The sequence below is a fragment of the Serratia sp. M24T3 genome (assembly GCF_000257645.1).
Classification (GTDB): domain Bacteria; phylum Pseudomonadota; class Gammaproteobacteria; order Enterobacterales; family Enterobacteriaceae; genus Rouxiella.
Genome location: NZ_AJHJ01000033.1, coordinates 1 through 21,261, shown reverse-complemented (window position 1 = coordinate 21,261; position 21,261 = coordinate 1). Strand labels below are relative to the sequence as shown.

The following is a 21,261-nucleotide window of genomic DNA, read 5'->3' as shown; positions in this document are numbered from 1 at the left end:
TGAAAACAAAAGCCCCGTCTGGTTATCCCGACGGGGCTTTTTTATGAGCCTCGATCTTAATTCAGCAGGCCAATCTTTTGGCAAGATAGAAAGTGCTGGCTAAATCAGGCCCCAAAATTCGGGTAAATTATTGAATGAGGCTGCCCAATTTAGTTTTAAATTACCAAATAAAGCCCTGCAAAGCTTGTCAGCACTATTTTAGCGCGTCGTATAACTCTTGATAGCTTTTTACCAGTGCATCTAATGTCGCACGATTGAGACCACTTGGATTAGGCAATACCCATACCTGCGTTTCGCCAAGCGTAACAGGTTGCAAACCCCACTCAACCTTGCGAATACCAAATGCGCTACTAAATGCCTGCTTGCCCAGCACTGCCAATGCCCGAGGTTGATACTGCATGACCTTGTCTTTCAACGCTTCACCGCCATTGCGCAGCTCGTTGCGCGCCAATTCAGTAGCTTCCACCGTTGGCCGCTCGACCAGCATGGTGATCCCGCAGCCGGTATCCAGCAGATGCTGCTCTTCTTCTGGTTTTAAGAGCCGTTCAGTGAAACCTGCCTGATGAATGACTTTCCAGAAGCGATTGTTAGAGTTAGCAAAATGGAAGCCGTGGTGCGCAGTGGAGAGGCCAGGATTGATACCGCAGAAAAGCACGCGAAGATTGTGGTCAATGATGTCAGTGATCATGTTAAGCCTTTAGTAAATTTTAATGTTGCTATCCTAAAAACTCGCAGCAATAACAACAAGCTAAAAGTTGTACATTAATCAGGCATACGGTTGTTTGAGGTGTAGACCTGGGGCAACTAACTGCCGTATAATCTCGCCCCGCGGCCCCTTAGCTCAGTTGGTTAGAGCACGCGACTCATAATCGCTTGGTCACTGGTTCAAGTCCAGTAGGGGCCACCAAATTTTAGCTATAAAATCAGCATATTAAGCCACTTTTCGAAGTGGCTTTTTTATTGCCTAAATTTCAAATGGCCACTTAGTGGCGATAGTGAATCTTCATCCACTTTCACGTTGTCAAAAAACCCGCTTTCGCTTCTCTAATGAAATTGTGAGTTTCGTTTTATGCATCAGGGAAAAGTTGACGATATTGTTTTGGTTCAAAGATCCTCGTTATACCTCGGTCCAAATAAATAATCAGCCGCCGGTAAAGTGTTCTCGAAGTCTGCAAAAGCTAGAAAATAGGATCTAGCGTGGTGCTAACTTTGGATAAAGATCGCCTAAGACCTTCACATGAGTATTTTCTACTTCCCATCGCGCTTCTTTATCAAAATGTACATTTTTAAGCGTAACGCTGAGAGGATGAGCGGGATCATAGCCTCGCATGATCATAACCCCCGATCCGCCACGGATATTGACGAGGGTTATATTTTGGAATTGAGGAATTAAATTGCCTTTAGCATCGGGATCATAACGGGTATCGAAATTGATCGGCCAGCGGTTGTGGTGCAATGTAATATTCTCGAAGTCGAGATTGTTTACCAATCCTCCCCGGCTGACATCGCTTTTAATCCGCAGGCCAGAAGTAGTCCCGTCCAACGTTAATCCATTAACTAATACATCACTTACTCCAGCTGATGTTTCACTGCCAATCGACATACCATGCCCAGCATAAAAGTGATTATCGATAATAGAAATAAAACGGCTGCCGCATCCGCTACCCGCTTTGATCGCTACATCATCATCCCCTGTACTGATGATGCTGTGTGCGATGGTGACGTCTGTCGCAGCGCCTGGATCAATACCGTCGGTATTTCTCGCCGTGGCAGGCGCGTTGATAGTCACTCCCCAAACTGTAATACCCTCGACGTGGTTCATAGCCATGTGAAAATTAGGGGAATTCACCAGTCTGATACGATAGAAAACCAAATTTCTGGCGTGTTCAATTTCGATAAGTCGCGGAGTGTTCTGTCGGCGATGCTCCTTCTGCGCACGTCGAGCAAGCTGCCACCAAGACTCATTTCGGCCTTTCATAAGTTGACCGCCACGCCCGTCTATCTCGCCATCGCCAGTAATTCCACCGCCATTATTGCCCTCAAAGGTGATGAATGGCCGACAACCATCTCCGCGGCCAGCTAGTGTTCCGCACAGGCCCTTGCCCCTATCGTAGGAATGGGGATCGTTCGAGGCCGCCAGGACTGCACCGCTGTCGATCCATAAAGAAACACCAGAACGGATAACTAGTGGCCCACTGATGAAACCTCCCTTGCTAAAACGCACCGCAGCACCTGAGGGGCAGTGGTCAATAGCGGCCTGAATCCTTTGCTGATCGGCGTTTTTATCTTTTATCGGCAACAGTGTTGCGCACACGATTTTAGGCAACTCTGGCTCTAAAACCTTTCTCCTGTCGGCAGCGTGCACGTTGGCAATCAGCAAAAGGCCGATTAGTATAAAAAGAATAGGAGGGAAAACAGTGAGGTCAAAAGCCCGTTTCATAGCTCGTTGCCTTTAAAAAGTCGTCTCTCAGCATGCGGCAAAAAACCGCAACACTAATTAAACACATTTTAAGTAAATCAACACATTCATGCGGTATAAGATAAAAGATTAGGAATCTACTTCAGAGAACAGAGGAACGGATATGCTTGGAAAATGGGTATTCATCGTTTTAGCAGCCGCAGCAATTCTGATTTTCATTAACTGGCAGAAGATTGTCCCTATCGTTGAGCCCTTACTACGGTAATCCGCACCCAATAAAAAAGCCGGACCTGAATCAGGACCGGCTTTGCATAAAACAAGCAGCAGAAGTATTAAATTTTGGTATTAATAAGCGCCATCGCGTTTGAATACTACACCGACAGTTTTGAAAAGAATTGCGATATCATTCCACATTGACCAGTTTTTCACATACCAGGCATCAAAATAGACGCGAGTTTCATAGTCAACGTCACTTCGGCCGCTGACCTGCCAAAGGCCAGTCATTCCAGGCTTGCTTAACAGATAATAATCAACCTGGTCGCGATAACGTTCTAGCTCGGCATGAATAATTGGACGCGGACCTACCAGGCTCATCTCCCCTTTCAGCACGTTAAACAGCTGAGGAAGTTCATCCAGACTGGTGCGGCGCAACAGGCTACCAATTTTGGTCACGCGCGGATCGTTTTTAAGCTTAAACGTCTCCTCCCATTCGGCTCGAGCTTCAGCATCTGTTTCTAACAGCTCTGCCAATAATTCTTTTGAATTAATCGCCATGGAGCGGAATTTTAAACACTTAAATGGAATGCCACTCTTGCCGATACGTTCATGACCATAAATAGCAGGACCGCCATCCTTTTTAACTTTACGCATAATATAAAGTAGCGCAGGAGAGAGCAGAATAATTATTGCTAGCGAAGCACAAATATCGAACATTCGTTTAATAATGCGTGATGACCATTTTGCCAGATTATTATGAACACGGAAAATCATGACTTCGTGGCTAAAAATAAAGGACATATCAGTACTGTCAAGCGGCATACCGCGCAATGTCGGAATAACGGAAACGTAGCGATAACCTTTAATCATCAGCTCACGCAGCCAGGAGTTACGGATATCACCTTCATCATTTTCAACCGCAACTATAAACTGCATACGTTTATCGATGCCATTATCCAGCCACTTGGCATTGGCATGAACTACCGGAAGTCCCTCAAGACGATCATCAGGCAGTTCAGAAGGTTTATTAGAAATGAAACCTATTACGCGAAGACCCATATTAGTTTCATCCGAAATGGCTTTGCAGGCTTCCACGGCATTCTTGCCGCTGCCAATAATCATAGTATCGCGCTGCCAAAGCCCCAACTTAACTAACAATAGCTTGGTAAACATGCGGGCGGCGGGTACTAAGATGACCACAAATGCCCAGGTGGTGCACCATAAATAGCGAGAAAAATACCACTTGGCGAATGCGATGACCGCTATCTCGACGATTGCAAAAATGATCAGTGTGCGAAGGATTTCTTTGAGCTCGAACCAGAAGGTCTTACGATAAAAATAATGACGCAGGCGAACACCGCACCAAATCACCATACTGCATGCTAATAACCAGTGAAGGAATACCCATCCCTCAATCTGTGTTTCAGGTACTTCAATATCATAGTGACTCAAAGTCAGGTGCATTACACCAATAGCCAGATATAACGAAAGAGCAAAACTTATAAAATCTGATAGAGCCAGGGCAAAAGTAACCCATAAATTTCTGGCAAAACGCATTATGTGAGTCCTCAGAAAGGAGAGAAAGCAAAACGAGAGAAGTGGATATATTGGGATTTTCTAGTTCTAAATCGTTTTGACCCGTTAAGTACAACCTGTTTTTATTACTGAAACCAAAAATTGCAGCATTGGCCAACCGCTGTTCAGCCAAAATTAATTCAATGCATATTAAAACAGTGCAAAAAGGCTCTGAAAGTATAATCCGTCGGGGGAATCATCAAATTACGCTAGTAATAATTTTTTATGACTTAGTTTACCAAAAAAACTGATTCAGCTCTTGGGTATTAAAGAGCTGAATCTTATTTTCAGATATTGCCTAGCACTATGCAGTAACCAACGTTAACGTTTTAACTGCCTAGCTTCTTTGACCAACTTAGGCAGGATTTATCAATCAATTGATAAACATGTTCAAAAGCCTCACGACTTTTACGATAGGGATCGGGGATCTCTTTCTTATCTAACCAATGCCCTAAAAGCAGAGTTTTACCTCTGGCTTCAATTGCCTGGCGCGTCACCTGCTCAATGTGTGACTGCTCCATCACTAGTATCAAATCATACTGGCGAGCTAATGCGGCATTAAATTGCCGTCCTTTATGATCTACCAGTGAAAGCCCATGTTTTTCTGCGATAAGTGATGCGTCCTGATCGGCCTCATGGTCAACCAAAGCTCCAACACCCGCCGAATCAATCTTCATGTCCGGTAATAATTGGCGCAGTCTTCTCTCTGCCGTAGGAGAACGGCAGATATTACCAGTACATACGATTAGCACCGAATTAAACATAAATTATGCCCAGTTACTTATATTCATCACTGATTCCAATCCCTGATATAACGGATTGATTGGATCTGCTGGTTTGCGCCGGTAATAGTTGGAACCAATTGTGAGATTACGCGGTTCCAACGGGTCAGCGGTGTACTAGTCACATAAACGATATCGTACGGCTGGAGCTGGAACTGTGATGCCATAACCATCGCGGTCGCATCTTTAGCATTGAGCTGATAAATATTGGCTATATGGCCCTGTTTATCACCACCTTTTATCTGGCGGATAACAAAGACACCGGTGGCATCAGAGGTAATTTGGCTAATACCGTCTGCGTTTCCTAATGCCTCGGCAAGTGTCATGCCACTACTGTCGATTTTTTGAGTATTCTGTTTAACAACTTCACCCATCACAAATACTTTTTGGCTATCATTACGCGGCACATAAAGTATGTCGTCAGGATAAAGTAAATGGTTTTGGGTCAGGTCACCTTTCTGGAGTAAAGCGGAGAGATCGATATTCTGATCTTTGCCATTATGCGTCAATATGGCATTACGCCAGTCGGCATCCTCCAGCAGTCCACCCGCATCATTTATTGCATCAACGACGGTCAACGGTATGTTCGAAATCGGTAACTGACCAGACTTTGTCACCTCACCGGAAATATAAGCTTTCTGCGAACGGAAAGCGGCAACACTAACGTCAACCTGCGGGCTTTGAATATAGGTCACAAGGCGCTTGGCAACTTCTTGACGAACTTCATCAATAGTTTTACCCACAACATAAACATTACCAATGTAAGGATAGAAGATATTACCGTCTGCACCGACCCAGTTACCGCTCTCGGCAGCGCTGCGATAAGTGCCCGCGGGAGTAGTTAGCTCCGGATGATCCCACACGGTAATATTCAAGACATCACCAACACCGATACGATATTGATAACGGCTTATTAATGCATCTAATTCAGGATTTGGTCTAGCCACGACAGGCGCACTACGCAATTTGGCTACCAGTTGCGGTGTCATCGGATAGACATTAATTTTGGAATCCCAGTCGGTTCCGCTGTCAGGTTGCTTAACCTCATTTTTGCCAAGAGTGCTTAAACCCTGACCAGGAATTATCGTACAACCACTGAGAAGTCCTATAAAAACAGCCATCGCTGTCAACTTGAATGCATATTTTTTTGTCATTGAAATTTGTTCAAAGTTAGAGTCAAGTTACGGAAAGGACGCGCTATCACCCATATCCCCTATTTTATTGCCCGACCACGTTACATAACCAGGTAGCTTAGAGGTCTAAAGGTAAATCCAATTTAGCACTGGCCCCAACAATATTACTGTTACTTTTTTCTTCATCGGGTTACCACTGTCGCAGGTTGATTGGCATACAGCAAGATATAGGTCTCAACGACCAAGCCATGTTGCCTTCAGCTCGATTGCTTCATCAAGTCGATAACTTTGACGATAATAACTATTATGATAAATAAGGACAACGCAGCCGCAATTACAAATCTGAAAACTAGTCGTCTCAAAGTAAAAGATAGCTGATCTTTTTTTGACTTCCCACTCTGATCCACTTCACACCGATAACACTGGCTATCTGTTGCAGGATAATAATGCGGGCGGCTAACCAGGGAAAATTTGTGCGTGAATCATTGATGTGTTGCAGCGATCGGATTGCTGAGCTACCTGTCAACAAGAAGGCAAGGCTGCATATCTCAGAAAAAAGAGTTTTTGAAGGAGCTCGTTTTATCGCCACTGTTTTTGCCATCAGGTTGCTCTCTTTCCTTTAATGCAGATAAAAGATAGGGCAATTTACGCTGAGTCATTCATCCCGATCGTCTAAATGGCTAACAAATAGCTCAACGTTTGAAACTTGTAGGTGTCATCGAACTAAATCTTTGCACACGGCCAAGCTGAGACAAAAGAAATCCTGACAATGATAATGCCACAGGCGGGTGATGAGACTACAGATTTTTCAACATACAGTTTTTATTGACGCGTTTTATAAGCACGCTACCGCCATGGCTTAGCAGCAACCATAGCACTGTGGGCTCCTTGCCCGTCAATCGTAGGATAATTGTTCTGGCAATAGAGTAATAAACCAACAAATATCCTAATTTATAGTGTGATATCGGCCTAAAAAATCCCTTTTGGCATGAGCCACTATCCTGACCTCTTAACAAACAGCAACACTCGCGAAGAAATCGAGGAAAACAGAAAGACCCATTTTTGATACAATGACTTACTTGCCTATCAGAATATAATGAAACTATCTGAAAATGACATAATTTTTGCCGCAAGCCACGCAAAAACTCTTTCGAGCCCTACATTTCAGACTAGACAATTGTTGTCTATTGTCCAAGCACACTGAGTTAACCAAGTTTTAGGATTTTTAACGATAGGATTAAACCGGATTTTCTTATCATCATAAATTTATTATGAAATAACATGATCATCCATTAGCATCAGCCGACAGAAAAACACATTAACATAAGTAAAATTTAACAGTAAAACGATGTCTATATAGCGCGATAATACGCAAGATGTCTGGATGCCATTAAAAAGGCAGCTCGGTTTGATAGGCAAGCGCAGTCTGATCCGATTTGGAAAAATTATGCCCTTCAAGAGTCAATAAAAAGGCTTTTGCCTCCAGACCACCAGCAAAACCAGTCAATGATCCGCAAGCACCAATCACTCGATGGCAGGGGGCAATAATAGAAATCGGATTCCGGCCGTTGGCAGCCCCCACGGCGCGAACTGACTTGGGATTGCCCAGGGAAAGGGCAATTTGACCGTAACTGCGGGTTTCACCATAAGGAATGTCTAGCAGGGCTTGCCAGACCTGCTTTTGAAATTCAGTGCCTTGAAAATCCAGATCCAGCTGAAACTGAGTCCGAGTTCCGGAAAAATATTCGTTCAGCTGATTTTCGGTTTCAAGCAATATTGGATGGGAGCTGTCTTCTGTTAACACACCAAGCCGGACGCGATTTTTTCGCTCATGTTCCCAAAGCACGGCGGCAAGAGCATTTCCTCGGGCTATCAAAGTTAGCATCCCGACAGGAGACGGCATCAGTTTGAATGTGCATTCCATTTATTCACGTCCTTAAGGCAGCCTAGTCACTTCCCTCAGTATAAGGATTATAGAATGGTGGGGAAACACCCAGGCTGGTGAAGATTACGCAATACTATAATTTAGCCTTATATTCATAGCCTATTTTTAATAATCCGAAACTATTTCTAGCACCCAATTTTTGCATAACGTTTCTTTTATGCGTTTGTACCGTTTTATAGCTGACGCCAAGATACTCCGATATTTCAATCGGCGTATTGTTATTCAATAATAACGACATCACCCTCAGCTCGCTTGAAGTTAAAGATAGCTGATTATTATCAGCATTAACAACAGCAAGTAAGTTAGAGCTACAGTAATAATCGCCCGAAATACCTTTATCGATAGCATGCTGAATAGAAGCAATGTCATCTTTTTTAGATATAAGAACGCGGGCCTTACACTTCATTAACTCTTTGATAAGAAAAATATTATCAACATCCGTACAAATAATCAGTGTTACACGATTCCAATGATGTACATTGCGTCGTATAAAGTCTATACCATCCATGGGAAATAAATTCGTATCGTATATTTCCATAATGACAATATCGATCATTTCTGCATCAAGCATAGACTGTAACGGAGGATAACCTTTTAGCGCGCCTCTGATTTTTACATCTTCAGGAATGAGCGTTCTAATAGCCATACAGGTAAAGGAATGCGGTTCCATTAAGACCAAGTTTTTCATAGTTCCCTTAAATATAAAGAGTCATCCTAACGGCACTTAAAAATATAATTTTAGGCGCACATCATGAATAGGCTTAATTCATTAAATTTGAATTAAGACGTAAAAACCCGAAAAAAGCGCTTATAGCCATTTTTTATATCGACTTTTAATATTTATCAAAACTTCCACCTGGCACTTTAAATCCCGCAGCCAGATATTGCTTAAATTTCATGCAAAAATAGCCACTAAATCCATACGGTATGACTAGGATTTTTCTTGGTAATTACGTTGCAACCTAAAACTACTCAAAAAAAACTTATACTTCCTAGTTATAAATTAGTCAAATCCCTCGAATTTGATACCTAATCGGCTCCATTTCATAAATTTATTTACTGATTTACAAATCTTTGGCCTGAAGAGAATCCAAACTACTGCCACCGATGGTGAGAAAATTCTTAGGCCATCACCCGTAATCAGTTTGACCAACTGAGTTAAATTTTCGTTAAAAAAGTATAAGGTGCATTTTTTAATAACTTTTAGACGATTTATGTCGGTTATTATTCCAGATTGTTTTTTGCACAATTCTAAAAACAGATGATAGAATGTGACCTGAATCACACTTTGACACCATTTAACTTTTCCAAACTTCTACCATTACCTATTTAAATTCATGGCTTTGCCATGGAATTATGCCGTTTAGTAAGCGTAAAAGATTGATTGCACTAAGGAATGAGAACCGATGAATACCCTGACTACTGGTTTCATGATGATGCGCTGGGAATTACTGAGCGCCTTTATGATGTTTTTCGCCAGCCAACTCAATGTAGTTTGCCGTCAAACCAGTAAGAATACCCTGGCATTTGTATGCAGTGGCCTTGGCCTGTCGATGACGTTCTGGTTTGTCATGGGATTAATGGGTATGAACTTGAGTATTGAAGCGATGACGCATTTCTGGTTGGCCTCGAAAGACGTATTTATCGATGTGATGAGTAAAACGCCAACCAATTGGCCGATGCCCTAACGCAAACCTCTGACGCGTCACTTAGCTATTCCCGCTATTGCCAGACTATTGCGGTATCAAAACACTCGACTGAATGTGTGATACCGTGATTAATCCTATGCTTATCCAATATATACATTGCCATTCCCCCTGCTCCCTATTAAATTCTTCTTCTAATTACCATAAAAAATCTTTCTAAGTTTGCCTGCAATAATTGAGTATTTTTGTCGGTAGGCCGGTGTTTAGATCTAGGATATTTAATGAAAAAGCATTATTTACTCAGTGCAGCATTTTTGATGTTTAGCTCGCCGCTCTATGCTCAAAATATTTCATCAACACCCGCCTCTGCCAATATTCCCCAATTACAGGTGAAACAGCGAGACGCCTTTATCTCCAGTCTGATGAAAAAAATGACATTGGACGAAAAGATCGGCCAGCTTAATCTGGTCAGCGTCGGGCCGGATAATCCAAAACAACAGATTATGGCTGACATTCGCGCCGATAAAGTGGGCGGAGTGTTCAACACGGTAACGAAACCCGATATTCGCGCCATGCAGGATCAGGTGCAGTATAGCCGCCTGAAGATCCCACCGTTTTACGCCTATGACGTTGTCCATGGCCAGCGTACCGTGTTCCCCATCAGTTTGGGATTGGCCGCCAGCTGGGATATTAATGCAGTAGCCCTCAGCGCCCGCATCTCGGCAGAAGAAACGGCTGCCGACGGACTCAACATGACTTTCTCACCCATGGTGGATATCACCCGCGATCCCCGCTGGGGCCGCGTGTCGGAAGGTTTTGGCGAAGACACTTACCTGACCTCACTCATGGCTGCCGTTACGGTAAAAGGCTATCAGGGCAATGACCCTTCGGCTCCTGACAACATCATGGCTAACGTTAAACATTACGCCCTGTATGGCGCAGTGGAAGGCGGTCGTGAATACAACACTGTCGATATGAGCCTGTCGCGCATGTTTAACGACTATATGCCGCCTTATAAAGCCGCGCTTGATGCCGGAGCAGGCGGGGTGATGGTCGCTCTGAATTCGGTCAACGGCGTTCCGGCAACCTCCAATACCTGGCTGTTGAAGGATATTTTGCGCGACCAGTGGAAATTCCACGGACTGACAGTCAGCGATCACGGAGCGATTGGCGGGCTGGTTAAACATGGAGTCGCCGAAAACGATCGTCAGGCCGCTGCCATGGCACTGAAAGCCGGGGTGGATATGGATATGGCCGACAACATGTACGGCAAATATCTTAAAGGGCTCCTCAAGGATGGATTAGTTTCTCGGCAGGATATCGACCGCGCAGTGCGTGATGTATTAACTGCCAAGTGGGATATGGGCCTGTTTGCCGATGCTTATCGCCATCTCGGCCCGGCCTCGAGTGATCCTGCCAATACCAACGCCGAAAGCCGTCTGCATCGTACACAAGCGCGGGAAGTGGCGCGCACCACGCTGGTATTGTTGAAAAACGACCATCACATTTTACCGCTACAAAAGAAAGGTACTATCGCGCTGATTGGCCCACTGGCAGACAGCCAGCGCGACATGATGGGGAGTTGGTCGGCTGCAGGCGTTGCAAAACAGTCGGTTACCGTGCTGAAAGGTATGCAGGATGCACTCGGCAATAAAGCCACCTTGCTGTACGCTCGCGGCTCGAATATTACCAATGACAAAGCGATTTACGATTTCCTGAACTCTTATGACAAAGCGGTCGTCAACGATCCTCGCACGCCACAGCAGATGATTGACGAAGCGGTGAAAACCGCTGACCAGGCCGATGTCATCGTCGCGGTGGTTGGTGAATCTCAGGGCATGTCCAGCGAAGCCTCAAGCCGCACCAATATCGATATTCCGCAAGCACAGCAGGCGCTAATCAAAGCTCTGAAAGCCACCGGTAAGCCGCTGGTGCTGGTGCTGATGAACGGACGCCCGTTGACCCTGAGCTGGGAAAACGACATCTCCAACGCAATGCTGGAAACCTGGTATAGCGGCACAGAAGGCGGCCACGCCATCGCCGATGTGTTGTTTGGCGATTACAATCCTTCGGGCAAGCTACCGATGACTTTCCCGCGCGATGTCGGCCAAATCCCTATCTATAACAGTGAACTCAACACTGGCCGTCCGTTCAATCCGCAAAAACCGGACAAGTACACCTCACGTTATTTTGATACCGCCTACGGCCCGCTATTCCCGTTTGGCTATGGCCTGAGTTATACCGATTTCTCCGTTTCTGATGTCAGCCTGTCCTCCACTACCCTCTCGCGTACCGGCGATATCCAGGCCAGCGTGATGGTGAAAAACACTGGTAAGGTTGCCGGTGCGACTATCGTTCAGCTTTATACCCAAGATGTGACGGCCTCTCTCAGCCGCCCGATTAAAGAGCTGAAAGGTTTCGAGAAAGTCTATCTGCGACCTGGTGAAGAAAAGCGCGTAACCTTTTCTCTGCAAGAGAAAGATCTGCGTTTCTTCGACAATCAGCTTAAATGGGCGTCGCAGGCCGGTAAATTTAATGTATTCATCGGACTGGACTCATTGAATGTCAAAGAAAGCAGCTTCCTGCTGCTTTAATGTCCTCCAGCCTCTCAAGCCATCCGTGTTTGAGAGGCCCCCCTTTAACAGAATAATTTATGATAGCTGTCACATTCGCAGCGGCCTGTGTTTGAAAGCCACCGCGATGGCGATAGAGTTAACTTCATCTCATCCGACCACTTGGTGATAACTGAGTCTGCGGATCTTTTTGATGGAGTACGTCATGCATAATCAATCCGTCCCCTATCCTCATTTACTGGCTCCTCTCGACCTAGGTTTTACTCAATTAAAAAATCGAGTATTGATGGGGTCAATGCATACCGGACTGGAAGAGCTAAGCGACGGCCCGCAGCGCCTGGCCGCTTTCTATGCCGAGCGTGCCGCGGCTGGCGTAGGCCTCATCGTCACCGGCGGCATAGCCCCGAATGAACAGGGTGTGGTCTATCGTGGGGGGTCCGTACTCAATCAGCCAGCGCAAATTGCCCATCATCTGGTGGTCACCGAGGCGGTTCACGCCGCTGGAGGCAAAATCGCGCTGCAAATCCTGCATGCTGGCCGTTACAGCTACCAGCCCGATCCCGTGGCCCCTTCCGCTCTCCAGGCACCGATCAATCGCTTTACTCCCCACGCGCTAAGTGAAAACGAAGTCGAACATACGCTAAATGACTTTGCAGAATGCGCACGCCTCGCGCAATTAGCGGACTATGACGGTGTTGAAATCATGGGATCGGAAGGCTATCTGATTAATGAATTTTTAACCGAACGCACCAACCAGCGCGACGATCAATGGGGAGGCAGCCGCGAGAATCGAATGCGATTTGCGATTGAGGCAGTGCGTCGGGTGCGCCAGGCATGCGGAGCCCACTTTATCATTATTTACCGCCTGTCGATGCTCGACCTGGTTGAACAGGGAAGCAGCTGGCAGGAAACGCGACTGTTAGCACAGGCTATTGAAAAAGCAGGCGCGACATTAATCAATACTGGCATCGGCTGGCATGAAGCACGGATCCCGACCATTGCTACCCGGGTTCCTCGCGCGGCTTTCGCCTGGGTCACCAAACGGCTAATGGGCAGTGTGAATATTCCGCTGATTACCACCAATCGGATTAACGATCCGCAGGTAGCTGAAGATTTGCTGGCCGCAGGTTACGCCGACATGGTGTCGATGGCGCGTCCTTTCCTTGCCGATCCGGCCTTTGTGCAAAAGTCCGCCGAGGGACGTGCGGATGAAATTAACACCTGTATCGGCTGTAATCAGGCCTGTCTTGATCAGATATTTGCCGGTGAGCTAACCTCTTGCCTGGTCAACCCTCGCGCCTGTCGCGAAACCGAGCTGCCAATTTATCCTACCCGGCAACCCAAAGTTCTCGCGGTGGTCGGCGCTGGTCCTGCCGGTCTGGCATTTGCAACTACCGCAGCATTGTGCGGTCATCGGGTGACACTGTTTGATGCCCAGCCGGAGATCGGCGGGCAGTTCAATATTGCTAAACAGATCCCCGGCAAAGAGGAGTTTTATCAAACGTTGCGCTATTTCTCACGCCAGCTTGCTCTGCTTGACGTGCAGCTAAAACTTGGCGAGCAAGTCGATACCGAGGCGCTGAAAGAGTATGACGAGGTGATCCTCGCCTGCGGAATTTTGCCGCGCCTGCCGGAAATCGAAGGCATCGATCATCCCTGCGTTCTGACCTATCTTGATGTATTGAGAGATAAAAAACCGGTCGGCCAGCGAGTCGCCATTATCGGCGCAGGCGGTATTGGCTTTGATACTGCGGAGTATCTCAGCCACGTTGAACCTGCGGCAAGTCTAAACATCGCCGCGTTTAATCAGGAATGGGGCATTGATGAGGATTATCGCCAGCGTGGTGGCCTGGCAGCTCAAGGGGCTGTGCCTCAGCCATCGCCAAGGCAAATCACTTTATTACAGCGCAAGAGCAGCAAAGTCGGGGCGGGTTTAGGCAAAACCACGGGTTGGATACATCGAGCAAGCCTGCTGGCAAGAGGTGTGCAGATGCAAAATGGCGTGAGCTATGAGCGCATTGACGATCGTGGTTTACATATTAACGTTGGCGGCGAAAGCCACTGTCTCGAAGTGGATAACGTCATTATTTGTGCCGGGCAAGAATCTCGGCGCAGTCTGCTTGAACCATTGATGCAACAGGGAAAAATCGTCCATTTGATTGGTGGAGCAGATGTTGCTGTGGAATTGGATGCCCGTCGCGCAATCGATCAGGGCACCCGTCTGGCGCTGACTATTTAGGATTAATAACCCGCGTTGGTTTTAACCGCACGCAGAATCACAAACTTCTGGTTGGTCGCAATAGTGGTGCAGTTGCCGAACAGGCGACGCAATTTCTGATAGTAATCCAGATGGCGGTTGCCGACGATACGCAGTTCACCACCCGGTTGCAGGCAGCGCTTGGCGTCGCAGAACATACGCCATGCCGTGTCATCGCTGATAACTGTACCCTGATGGAACGGCGGGTTGCAAAGCACAGCATGCAGTGATTCGCGCTCAACGCCCGAAAGCATGTTATTGACTTCAAACTCGCAGCGCTCGAGATCCTGCGGCAGGTTGTTGGCCACGTTGGCGCGACTGGATTCCACCGCCATGTAAGACTCATCGACAAACAGCATCTCAGCATCAGGATTCAGCGCCAACGCGGTGATCCCGATAACGCCGTTGCCACAGCCGAGATCGGCGATACGCCCTTCAATGCCTTCCGGCAGATGCTGCATAAAGAAGCGTGCGCCGATGTCCAGACCGGTGCGTGAAAACACGTTGGCGTGATTGGTGATGCGCAGCTCGCTGTCGTCGAGCGCCCATTCAGTGGTCACCGGCTCGGCAGGCTGTAGATCATTTTCTGGCTGACAGTGGATCAGGCGCGCTTTCTTCCACGCCAGACTGGTACGGGTCGTGCCGAGGATTTTTTCAAACAGTTGCAGCGTCGAGGTATGGATATCGCGCGCCTTGGCACCGGCGATGATTTGCGTATCCGGTGTCACGACTTCGCGCAGCGCTCGCAGTTGTTGTTCCAGCAGTGCCAGCGTTTTAGGGACTTTAATCACCACCAGTCCGGGTGCCTGCGGCAGCGGATCGAGACTGCTCTGGGTAGTAACCATTTCATCGTCCAGAGCATTCAGGCGCAGGTTATAGCGCGTCGCCAGCTGGCTCATGAATGAGTCACCAATGCTAATCGGCGAGAACTCATGCAGCGCGCAGGTTAAGGTGCCAAAGCTGTCGTTAAAGATCAGCACAGGACGGCCATTGAGTGTATCGGTGGTCAAGGTCTGCAGCAGATATTCGTCCGCGGCTTCCCACGCCTGCAACGTCGTGGACTCTTCCTGTAAGGGATAACGTTCCAACTCAAGTTGCAGTGTACCCAGTTCAAAATGGCTCATTGGCCCTCCTCATATTTCAATTTGCGCTGTTTATCCCTTAAATTGCGCTATCAGTAAAATGTTTTTTCAGTTAAAAAGGGATTATCTGTCACACCTTGCTGCCCGACGGTCGTTCTCGGGCAGATTGCGTGCGGCTTTTCCCTCCATTAAAGAGAGCCAAAGCAAACAGTTATGCCAGAATTGACCTATCTGCAAGGATACCCGGAGCATCTTCAAGCTCAGGTGCGCCAGCTAATCGAACAAGAGCGTCTTGGCAGTGTGCTGCTAAGTCGTTACCCCGAGCCTCATGAACTGACCAACGACAAAGCGTTGTATCAGTATACGCTCGACTTGAAGAATCAATATTTGCGCAGTTCGTCGCCGCTGAGCAAGGTGGCTTACGACAACAAAATCCACGTCATGCGTCACGCCCTTGGATTACACACCGCCATTTCGCGCATTCAGGGCGGCAAGCTTAAAGCTAAAGCAGAAATCCGCGTCGCGACGGTATTTAAGAGCGCGCCCGAAGCTTTTCTGCGTATGATTGTGGTTCACGAGTTGGCACATATAAAAGAAAAAGATCACAACAAGGCTTTCTACAGCCTGTGCTGTCATATGACACCCGATTACCATCAGCTCGAGTTCGATACTCGCATGTATCTGACTCATCTTGATTTATTCGGCAAGCTCTACGTCTGATCATCAGATTTTTATCAGTGTTTTTTCACAACTTACTCAGGTCTTTCTCACAAAAATAATAAAGGGAGTAAACCATGATTCGCTTTGCCGTAGTGGGCACCAACTGGATAACCAAAAGCTTTATCGATGCGGCGCATGAAAGCGGCAAACTCAAGCTTACGGCAGTCTATTCACGCATGCTGGAAAATGCCAAGGCACTCGGTCACGACTACCCTGTCCAACACTATTTTGATTCACTGGAAGCGCTGGCCGCATCAGAAGAGATTGACGCAGTCTACATTGCCAGCCCAAACTCGCTTCATTGCGAGCAGGCATTGCTTTTTCTTAGTCATCAAAAGCATGTGATTTGTGAAAAACCGCTGGCTTCCAATCAGTTGGAAGCAGAACGCATGATCCGCTGCGCTACAGAAAATCAGGTGGTGCTGTTCGAAGCGTTTAAAACGGCTTATCTGCCCAATTTTCTGCATCTAAAAAGCACCCTCAGCCGCATGGGCACCTTGCGCAAAGCTGTGCTCAATTATTGCCAATATTCTTCACGTTATCAGCGCTATTTAAACGGCGAAAATCCAAATACTTTTAATCCAGCCTTTTCCAACGGCTCGATTATGGATATCGGGTATTACTGCCTGGCGAGCAGCGTTGCCCTATTTGGCGAACCAGATTCGGTGATAGCTACCGCCACTCTGCTTGCCAGCGGTGTCGATGCACAAGGCACGGTGCTGCTGAGCTACGGCAATCATCAGTATGGCGATTTCGAAGTGGTGATTAACCATTCCAAAGTGAGTGATTCCTGGCTGCCTAGCGAGATACAGGGTGAAGACGGTACTTTGCGCATCGAGAAGCTTGCCGAATGTCAAAGCCTGAGTTACACGCCACGCGGCGGGCAGATGCTCGACCTGACGCAGCCACAGCACATTAACAGTATGCTTTATGAAGCCGAAACCTTTGCGACCTTGGTAGACAGCAAGTTTTACGGTCATCCGGGACTGGAAGTGTCGCGAATTACCGCTAAATTGTTGACTGAAATTCGTCGTCAGACCGGCGTGGTTTTCCCGGCAGATCAATAAACAGTCTGCGGATAGACAACCTGTTTTTTGAAGGCTGCTGAAAAGCCTGTTGATGAAACCATTCGATAAAAAATGTAAGGAGCCAGCATGAGTCAAACCTACCTGAAACCGCTGCTTATTCTGCAAACCGGCCAGGCACCCGAGCCGATCCGCGCGCTGCACGGCAACTTTCCGCAGATGTTTATTCGCCAGGGGAATATGGACAGTCAGCAGGTGGTAATCATCGATTTACAGGCTGGTGAACGCCCGCAGCCACCACAGCATTACGCTGGTGCGGTAATCACGGGCTCACGCAGCATGGTCACCGAGCATCTGGACTGGAGCGAAGACGCCGCCGACTGGATCCGTCAGGCCATGCTGATTGACTTGCCGATGCTGGGTGCCTGCTATGGTCATCAACTGATGGCTTACGCGCTGGGTGGTGAGGTCGGCTATCATCCGCAAGGAATCGAAGTCGGAACCGAAGCGATAGAATTATTGCCTGAGGCCGCGAAAGATCCTTTAATTTCAACGCTTCCGGCTCACTTCAGCGCAAATTTGATTCATCTACAAACCGTGCTGCAGCCGCCCGCCTGTGCCACCGTATTGGCAAAATCTGCTCACGATCCGCATCAGATCCTGCGCTATGGCCCCAATGCGATTAGCACCCAGTTCCACCCGGAATTTAGTGCGGCAATCATGAAAACTTATTTACCGTGGCTGGACCAACAGGCCGAAGATGACAGCGTTGATTATCAGGGAAAACTGCAAAACATCAGCGACACCCCGCTAAGCCAGAGTCTATTGCTAAACTTTGTCGAGTCTCTTGGTAAACAGCGCGCACTGGCGGGATAACAGGCAAATTTGTTACAAAATGCTTGACGATAGAAATATTTTGAATTATTTTCGTCGATGCAAAGGGGAGTAACTTCCAAGTCGGCTAATCGTCATTACGGTGATTTTTATCACCCGGTTACCGAGCAACCCGAATTCAGTATTCAAGACAATTGGCGTGGTTATCGCGTTAATAAAAAAGAATATTCAGGTTGTGAGTGAGACCTTGCCGGAAGGCGAGGTTGCTTACAATCCAGACAAAAAGTCTGAAAAAGCGGCACACGTCTTCTGACGTTAGCCGTTTTTTTTGCTTTTTTGAGGGGTAAATAATGATGAATTCCGTGGGAAGTCCGCTGCTGTGGGGATCTTTTGCCGTGGTGGTGGTTGTCATGCTGGCAGTCGACATGCTGCTTCAGGGCCGTAAAGGCGCGCAAACCATTACCATGAAAAGCGCAGCGCTGTGGTCTCTACTGTGGGTTAGCCTCTCTCTGCTATTTAACTTTGCTTTCTGGTGGTATCTGAACGGCGAATTTGGCCGCGAAGTCGCCGATAAACAAGCATTGGCTTTTCTGACCGGTTACCTGATCGAAAAAGCACTGGCGGTCGATAACGTCTTCGTATGGCTGATGCTTTTTAGTTACTTCAGCGTGCCAGCAAGCCTGCAGCGTCGAGTGTTAGTCTACGGCGTTTTAGGCGCGATTGTACTGCGTACTGGAATGATCTTCGCTGGCAGTTGGCTAGTGGCAGAATTCAGCTGGATCCTCTACCTGTTCGGCGCTTTCCTGCTCTTCACCGGTATAAAAATGGCGATCGCCAAAGAGGATGACGGCGCAATCGGTGACAAACCAATCATTCGCTGGCTTCGCGGACACCTGCGCATGACCGATGAACTGTCAGGGGAAAAATTCTTTGTACGCCGCAACGGCCTGCTCTTTGCTACTCCGCTGGTCCTGGTTTTGATCATGGTTGAATTGAGCGACGTCATTTTTGCCGTCGACAGTATTCCAGCCATTTTTGCCGTCACCACCGATCCGTTTATCGTTTTAACGTCTAACCTGTTTGCAATCCTCGGCCTGCGCGCCATGTATTTTCTGTTGGCCAACGTCGCAGAACGCTTCTCAATGCTTAAGTATGGGTTGGCGGTTATTTTGATCTTTATCGGAGCAAAAATGTTGCTTCTCGACCTGGTGCATATCCCGGTGGGGATTTCTCTCGGCGTCGTCGCGAGCATTCTGGCATTGACGTTGATTATCAATGCCTGGGTCAATCATAGAAAAGACAAGCTGCGTCAATCATAAAAATAATAAAAACTTAACAGGCACGTATTTATTACGTGCTTGTTATTATTACTACAACTATAGCGCCTAAAATAAAAAATCAAAATAATCGATTCCTGACAGTTTCAAACCACAGTATTGAGTTATCATCTTGGATTACTCAACCACTTTAATAAGCTAAATTAATGAAACCACTCATAGCCAGTTTATCTTTACGTTCAGCTATATTATTAACAAAAATTGAAGAAAACCCAACCACCAAGAACGTTAATAAATATATAAAGAATGTCTGCGCGGTTAAAAATAACAACCGATGTTTATTCTCTAAAAAGAATAACAATAACTCTTTTGATTATTCTAAAATACACAGTGATTTGTTAGAGCTAAAACATTGCCAAGCCAACTTTAGCGAAAAGAAACATACTCTAATCAATCAGGCTATAGCCAAAAACCTTAATAGAATAATTAACAGGAAGCTTGATTTCAAACCGTTATATCACCCTGATTTATCTGTTGGCAGCAATAGCTTCAGTGAATACCTGAATCAGCAAAAGATTGATCCGGCAAACCAAAAAATGAAGATTCCCTACTCAACTTCTACTCTGACAAAAAAGCTGTTTAAAGCGGCTTTCGGAACCGATTCAAATTTGCAAAATAGCTTTAAACTCATTGAAAAGCACGGCCGTTCAACAGAATATTACGATTCAATCAGCATCCCAGAGACCCAATCAACCCGCATTGAAGACTCACCGCGCATGCAATATGCCGCAGCAAGGAATGAGAATCTCAAGAAACATCTTGGCGTCACTTTTTATGATCAAGAAGGGAATTGCTACACACACTTTTAAATCAGCGATTTATGATAGTTAAAAACACCGCCAAAACTTAGGATCCTGAATCAATTTGCCAATATCCAGGGAAATGTAATGAAAGCTATAATGGGCAGTGCAGCAATTCAATCAAGCATTTTATTTGATCGAGCTGCTGACACAAGAACCGAAAAAAACATAATAAAATATATCAACCATGTTTCAGTTTCAAAAAACAAACCTACTAGTTTACTCGGTAAGCTGGGTCTTAAAAAAGAATTACAATATGATCCAATAGCTTTAGCCAAGTTAAAGGATTTACAAGAGCATTTAAGTAAATATTCTAACCATAATAGCAAACGGCTTAACGCAGCCATTAATAGAATGATGTTCCAGATACCGATTGGCTCAATCAATAATTTTAGTCGTCTGGAAAAATCCGCGCCAAAGCCTGACATTTTTGTTGCTCGGGAAATTTTAGCGCCCAGGGAGGAGGTTATATTTATTAACAGCAACGCTAAGTTAGAAACAAGATTTAATTTTCTTTATCAGAGCGAGGCTTATAAAAAAATCAATAGCTTTGAAGAAAAGCGCGCACTGATGAGTAAAAACAACATCATTGTTCATCAAGACAAAGATACCTTAATCGTTGAACCAAAGATAAATCTGTTGGTTAATACGGAGATCCGCACCGCTTCCAACACTCATCACTACAACGTCATCATCAGGCAAGCCTATAATTTTGCTAGTGACTGCCAGCTAAGCATTGATGACACTATCGACCAGATGTATCGAGCGCTGCGGCATAATAGTGTAGAAACAGAAAATCTCGATATTCGATTCGAAGTAAAAGAGAGTGATAAAACCAGTAAGCCAAAAAATAATGCTCGTATGTCTTATAACTCCTATGAAAGCGCATTCGTGGTAACTAAAAAAATGGATGCCAA

The 21,261-nt window shown here is 46.3% G+C and carries 19 protein-coding genes and 1 tRNA gene; 11 read left to right on the top strand and 9 right to left on the bottom strand.

All coding sequences use genetic code 11. From position 1 onward, the window contains the following. Positions 1-193: 193 nt before the first annotated feature. A complete protein-coding gene (gene mug / locus SPM24T3_RS19375) occupies positions 194-688 on the bottom strand; it encodes a G/U mismatch-specific DNA glycosylase (protein WP_009638506.1) in 495 nt (164 codons plus the stop codon). Positions 689-830: 142 nt separating this feature from the next. On the opposite strand from mug, the gene SPM24T3_RS19370 reads away from it, so the two are divergent. Next, positions 831-907: transfer RNA gene (locus tag SPM24T3_RS19370), tRNA-Ile, on the top strand. Between the two features lie 285 nt (positions 908-1,192). Here SPM24T3_RS19370 and SPM24T3_RS19365 read toward each other — a convergent pair. The 7 genes from SPM24T3_RS19365 to SPM24T3_RS19340 all read right to left on the bottom strand — a co-directional run bounded on the left by SPM24T3_RS19365 (position 1,193) and on the right by SPM24T3_RS19340 (position 8,758). Beyond that, a complete protein-coding gene (locus tag SPM24T3_RS19365) occupies positions 1,193-2,440 on the bottom strand; it encodes a glycoside hydrolase family 28 protein (protein ID WP_009638505.1) in 1,248 nt (415 codons plus the stop codon). A gap of 324 nt (positions 2,441-2,764) precedes the next feature. Continuing rightward, positions 2,765-4,192: an undecaprenyl-phosphate galactose phosphotransferase WbaP gene (wbaP, locus tag SPM24T3_RS19360; RefSeq protein WP_009638504.1), complete on the bottom strand. Its 1,428-nt coding sequence runs from the start codon at positions 4,190-4,192 to the stop codon at positions 2,765-2,767. Between the two features lie 347 nt (positions 4,193-4,539). After that, entirely contained in the window at positions 4,540-4,974 is a 435-nt protein-coding gene (locus SPM24T3_RS19355) for a protein-tyrosine-phosphatase (RefSeq protein ID WP_037379197.1), read from the bottom strand. Positions 4,975-5,000: 26 nt separating this feature from the next. Beyond that, positions 5,001-6,146 (bottom strand): polysaccharide export protein, encoded by a 1,146-nt coding sequence (locus SPM24T3_RS19350; RefSeq protein WP_009638502.1) that lies wholly within the window; start codon positions 6,144-6,146, stop codon positions 5,001-5,003. 337 nt (positions 6,147-6,483) lie between these two features. Then, positions 6,484-6,726: a hypothetical protein gene (locus tag SPM24T3_RS25605; RefSeq protein WP_009638501.1), complete on the bottom strand. Its 243-nt coding sequence runs from the start codon at positions 6,724-6,726 to the stop codon at positions 6,484-6,486. Positions 6,727-7,515: 789 nt separating this feature from the next. After that, positions 7,516-8,049, bottom strand: a complete 534-nt coding sequence (locus SPM24T3_RS19345) for a methylated-DNA--[protein]-cysteine S-methyltransferase (protein ID WP_009638500.1) — start codon at positions 8,047-8,049, stop codon at positions 7,516-7,518. 94 nt (positions 8,050-8,143) lie between these two features. Further along, the gene (locus tag SPM24T3_RS19340; RefSeq protein ID WP_009638499.1) at positions 8,144-8,758 is read right to left on the bottom strand and encodes a response regulator transcription factor; all 615 of its coding nucleotides are present in this window, start codon (positions 8,756-8,758) and stop codon (positions 8,144-8,146) included. Positions 8,759-9,476: 718 nt separating this feature from the next. Here SPM24T3_RS19340 and SPM24T3_RS19330 point away from each other — a divergent pair. The 3 genes from SPM24T3_RS19330 to SPM24T3_RS19320 all read left to right on the top strand — a co-directional run bounded on the left by SPM24T3_RS19330 (position 9,477) and on the right by SPM24T3_RS19320 (position 14,528). Beyond that, a complete protein-coding gene (locus SPM24T3_RS19330; protein WP_009638497.1) occupies positions 9,477-9,758 on the top strand; it encodes a YjcB family protein in 282 nt (93 codons plus the stop codon). A gap of 239 nt (positions 9,759-9,997) precedes the next feature. Next, on the top strand, positions 9,998-12,310 hold the full coding sequence (gene bglX, locus SPM24T3_RS19325) for a beta-glucosidase BglX (protein ID WP_009638496.1): 2,313 nt from the start codon (positions 9,998-10,000) through the stop codon (positions 12,308-12,310). Positions 12,311-12,494: 184 nt separating this feature from the next. Continuing rightward, the gene (locus tag SPM24T3_RS19320; RefSeq protein ID WP_009638495.1) at positions 12,495-14,528 is read left to right on the top strand and encodes an NADPH-dependent 2,4-dienoyl-CoA reductase; all 2,034 of its coding nucleotides are present in this window, start codon (positions 12,495-12,497) and stop codon (positions 14,526-14,528) included. Positions 14,529-14,530: 2 nt separating this feature from the next. Here the strand turns inward: SPM24T3_RS19320 and rlmG are convergent, their stop codons facing one another. Beyond that, positions 14,531-15,670, bottom strand: coding sequence for a 23S rRNA (guanine(1835)-N(2))-methyltransferase RlmG (gene rlmG, locus SPM24T3_RS19315; RefSeq protein WP_009638494.1), 1,140 nt, complete (start codon positions 15,668-15,670; stop codon positions 14,531-14,533). A gap of 171 nt (positions 15,671-15,841) precedes the next feature. Here rlmG and SPM24T3_RS19310 point away from each other — a divergent pair, with 171 nt between their 5' ends. The 7 genes from SPM24T3_RS19310 to SPM24T3_RS19285 form a co-directional block, all read left to right on the top strand. Next, a complete protein-coding gene (locus tag SPM24T3_RS19310; RefSeq protein ID WP_009638493.1) occupies positions 15,842-16,348 on the top strand; it encodes a M48 family metallopeptidase in 507 nt (168 codons plus the stop codon). A 74-nt stretch (positions 16,349-16,422) separates the two neighbouring features. Beyond that, positions 16,423-17,415, top strand: coding sequence for a Gfo/Idh/MocA family protein (locus SPM24T3_RS19305; protein WP_009638492.1), 993 nt, complete (start codon positions 16,423-16,425; stop codon positions 17,413-17,415). Positions 17,416-17,502: 87 nt separating this feature from the next. Beyond that, positions 17,503-18,249, top strand: a complete 747-nt coding sequence (locus SPM24T3_RS19300) for a glutamine amidotransferase (RefSeq protein ID WP_009638491.1) — start codon at positions 17,503-17,505, stop codon at positions 18,247-18,249. Positions 18,250-18,349: 100 nt separating this feature from the next. Continuing rightward, on the top strand, positions 18,350-18,520 hold the full coding sequence (locus tag SPM24T3_RS25975; RefSeq protein WP_237713122.1) for a hypothetical protein: 171 nt from the start codon (positions 18,350-18,352) through the stop codon (positions 18,518-18,520). Between the two features lie 37 nt (positions 18,521-18,557). After that, on the top strand, positions 18,558-19,526 hold the full coding sequence (locus SPM24T3_RS19295; RefSeq protein ID WP_304412044.1) for a TerC family protein: 969 nt from the start codon (positions 18,558-18,560) through the stop codon (positions 19,524-19,526). Positions 19,527-19,690: 164 nt separating this feature from the next. Then, positions 19,691-20,353, top strand: coding sequence for a hypothetical protein (locus tag SPM24T3_RS19290; RefSeq protein ID WP_009638489.1), 663 nt, complete (start codon positions 19,691-19,693; stop codon positions 20,351-20,353). Between the two features lie 78 nt (positions 20,354-20,431). Then, positions 20,432-21,261 (top strand): hypothetical protein (locus tag SPM24T3_RS19285; protein ID WP_009638488.1); only part of this gene is annotated, 830 nt, incomplete at its 3' end.

What these genes read in the sequence shown, in the direction of transcription:
- SPM24T3_RS19355 (WP_037379197.1), bottom strand. Translation starts at nt 4,974, where the DNA reads ATGTTTAATTCGGTGCTAATCGTATGTACTGGTAATATCTGCCGTTCT.
- SPM24T3_RS19295 (WP_304412044.1), top strand. Translation starts at nt 18,558, where the DNA reads ATGATGAATTCCGTGGGAAGTCCGCTGCTGTGGGGATCTTTTGCCGTG.
- mug (WP_009638506.1), bottom strand. Translation starts at nt 688, where the DNA reads ATGATCACTGACATCATTGACCACAATCTTCGCGTGCTTTTCTGCGGT.
- SPM24T3_RS19290 (WP_009638489.1), top strand. Translation starts at nt 19,691, where the DNA reads ATGAAACCACTCATAGCCAGTTTATCTTTACGTTCAGCTATATTATTA.
- SPM24T3_RS19340 (WP_009638499.1), bottom strand. Translation starts at nt 8,758, where the DNA reads ATGAAAAACTTGGTCTTAATGGAACCGCATTCCTTTACCTGTATGGCT.
- SPM24T3_RS19330 (WP_009638497.1), top strand. Translation starts at nt 9,477, where the DNA reads ATGAATACCCTGACTACTGGTTTCATGATGATGCGCTGGGAATTACTG.
- SPM24T3_RS19310 (WP_009638493.1), top strand. Translation starts at nt 15,842, where the DNA reads ATGCCAGAATTGACCTATCTGCAAGGATACCCGGAGCATCTTCAAGCT.
- SPM24T3_RS19345 (WP_009638500.1), bottom strand. Translation starts at nt 8,049, where the DNA reads ATGGAATGCACATTCAAACTGATGCCGTCTCCTGTCGGGATGCTAACT.
- SPM24T3_RS19305 (WP_009638492.1), top strand. Translation starts at nt 16,423, where the DNA reads ATGATTCGCTTTGCCGTAGTGGGCACCAACTGGATAACCAAAAGCTTT.
- SPM24T3_RS19300 (WP_009638491.1), top strand. Translation starts at nt 17,503, where the DNA reads ATGAGTCAAACCTACCTGAAACCGCTGCTTATTCTGCAAACCGGCCAG.
- SPM24T3_RS19320 (WP_009638495.1), top strand. Translation starts at nt 12,495, where the DNA reads ATGCATAATCAATCCGTCCCCTATCCTCATTTACTGGCTCCTCTCGAC.
- wbaP (WP_009638504.1), bottom strand. Translation starts at nt 4,192, where the DNA reads ATGCGTTTTGCCAGAAATTTATGGGTTACTTTTGCCCTGGCTCTATCA.
- SPM24T3_RS19365 (WP_009638505.1), bottom strand. Translation starts at nt 2,440, where the DNA reads ATGAAACGGGCTTTTGACCTCACTGTTTTCCCTCCTATTCTTTTTATA.
- bglX (WP_009638496.1), top strand. Translation starts at nt 9,998, where the DNA reads ATGAAAAAGCATTATTTACTCAGTGCAGCATTTTTGATGTTTAGCTCG.
- SPM24T3_RS25605 (WP_009638501.1), bottom strand. Translation starts at nt 6,726, where the DNA reads ATGGCAAAAACAGTGGCGATAAAACGAGCTCCTTCAAAAACTCTTTTT.
- SPM24T3_RS19350 (WP_009638502.1), bottom strand. Translation starts at nt 6,146, where the DNA reads ATGACAAAAAAATATGCATTCAAGTTGACAGCGATGGCTGTTTTTATA.
- rlmG (WP_009638494.1), bottom strand. Translation starts at nt 15,670, where the DNA reads ATGAGCCATTTTGAACTGGGTACACTGCAACTTGAGTTGGAACGTTAT.